The following is a 1,704-nucleotide window of genomic DNA, read 5'->3' on the forward strand; positions in this document are numbered from 1 at the left end:
CTGCCGCCGCCTGGGACGAGGCGCCCGCCTCCAGCTTCGAAGGCCCCGGCGCGCGCGCCGAGCAGCTGCTGGCGGCGATCGGCACCGCGCTCACCGCGCCGCAGCAGGCCGCCGGCGGCGCCATCACGCCGGTGATCGAGCAGGAGCTCGCCCATGCCTGGCGCAACATCGAGGCGCGCCAGGCGCGGCTGCGCCACGGCCTGCCGATCGCGGGCGGTGCGCCGGGCTCGGAATATGCGCGCCTGGCGGAGGCGATCGCGCGCCTGCCGCCCGGCGCAGGGCTGGGTGCCGCGGCGGCGCTGCCCTCGGCCGGCAGCATCGAGAACATCCGGCTGCTGGTGGACGGCACCGCGCTGGTCGGCATCGCGCAATCCGACGTGGCGCTGCGCGCGCTGCGCGGCGGCGTGGCTGAATGGGACCTGCCCGCGGCACCGGGCCTGCGCGCGCTGGCGGCGCTGTATCCGGAAGCGGTGCATGTCGTCGTGCCGGCGGGGTCGGATGTCCGCGGCATGGCGGCGCTGGAGGGCCGGCCGGTGGGCGTCGGCGTCGCCGGATCGGGCGCACGGCTGACGGCGGAGGAGGTGCTGCGCGCACATGGCCTCGACCCCGCGCGCACGCCGCGCGTCGCCCTGCCTCCCGAAGGCGTCGCGGGGGCCTTCGCGCAGGGGCGCATCGCCGCGATGGTGATGGTCAGCCTGGCACCCGCCCAGGCGGTGCTGCGCCTGGCGGACGCCATGCCGTTGCGCCTGCTGCCGCTGGAGGATGCGGCGATGGCGCGCCTCGCCGATGCGCAGGGCGTGCTGATGCGCGCATCCATCCCGGCCGGCAGCTATCCGGGCCAGGAGGAAGCGGTGCCGACTCTGGCCACCCAGGCGGCGCTGATCGCCAATGAGGCGCTGACGCCGGCCGAGGTCGGCGCGCTTCTCGCGCGCCTGCTGGAGGGCGCGGGGCTAAGTGGGGCCGGCGGCCCGGCGGCGCTGATGATCCGCCGCGAGACGGCGCGCGGCCCGCTGCCGCTGCCCTTCCATCCGGCGGCGCGCGCCGCGCTCGGGGAGTGAACCGCATGCGCTTCGGCATCGACCTGGGCGGCACCAAGACCGAGATCGTCGCGCTGGACCGCGACGGCGCCGTGCGGCTGCGCCATCGCCGCCCCACACCGCCCGACTATCCGGGCATCGTCGAGACCATCGCAGCCCTGGTGACTCAGGCGGAGCGCGAGACCGGCGCGCGCGGCACTGTGGGCATCGGCATCCCCGGCAGCCTCAGCCCCGCCACCGGCCTGGTGCGCAACGCCAATTCCCAGGCCCTGAACGGCCAGCCGCTGGATCGCGACGTGGCGGCCGCCATCGGGCGCGAGGTGCGCGTGACCAACGACGCCAACTGCCTGGCCATGAGCGAGGCGGCGGACGGCGCGGGTGCCGGATACCGCACCGTCTTCGCCGTCATCATCGGCACCGGCTGTGGCGGCGGCATCGTGAGTTCCGGGCGCATCCTCGACGGACCGAACCGCACCGCCGGCGAATGGGGCCACACGCCGCTGCCCTGGATGACGCGCGAGGAATTTCCCGGTCCGCGCTGCTGGTGCGGCCGGCAGGGCTGCCTCGAGACCTTCCTGTCGGGGCCCGCGCTGGCGGCGGATTGCGACGGGCCCGGCGCGCGCGACGGCGGCGCGGTGCCGGCCCGTGCCGCGGGCGGCGGAGCCGC

General features: G+C 76.8%; 2 protein-coding genes. Both read left to right on the top strand.

The genetic code is table 11. The annotated features are described in order from the left end of the window. A partial coding sequence (locus HW578_RS26205; RefSeq protein ID WP_198373643.1) for a TAXI family TRAP transporter solute-binding subunit occupies positions 1-1,058 on the top strand: 1,058 nt, incomplete at its 5' end. Positions 1,059-1,063: 5 nt separating this feature from the next. Continuing rightward, positions 1,064-1,704: ROK family protein (locus HW578_RS26210; protein ID WP_198373644.1), on the top strand; the 641-nt coding region annotated here is incomplete at its 3' end.

Origin of the sequence: Roseomonas rosulenta (assembly GCF_016106005.1) — a bacterium.
In the GTDB taxonomy this organism is placed as follows: domain Bacteria; phylum Pseudomonadota; class Alphaproteobacteria; order Acetobacterales; family Acetobacteraceae; genus Neoroseomonas; species Neoroseomonas rosulenta.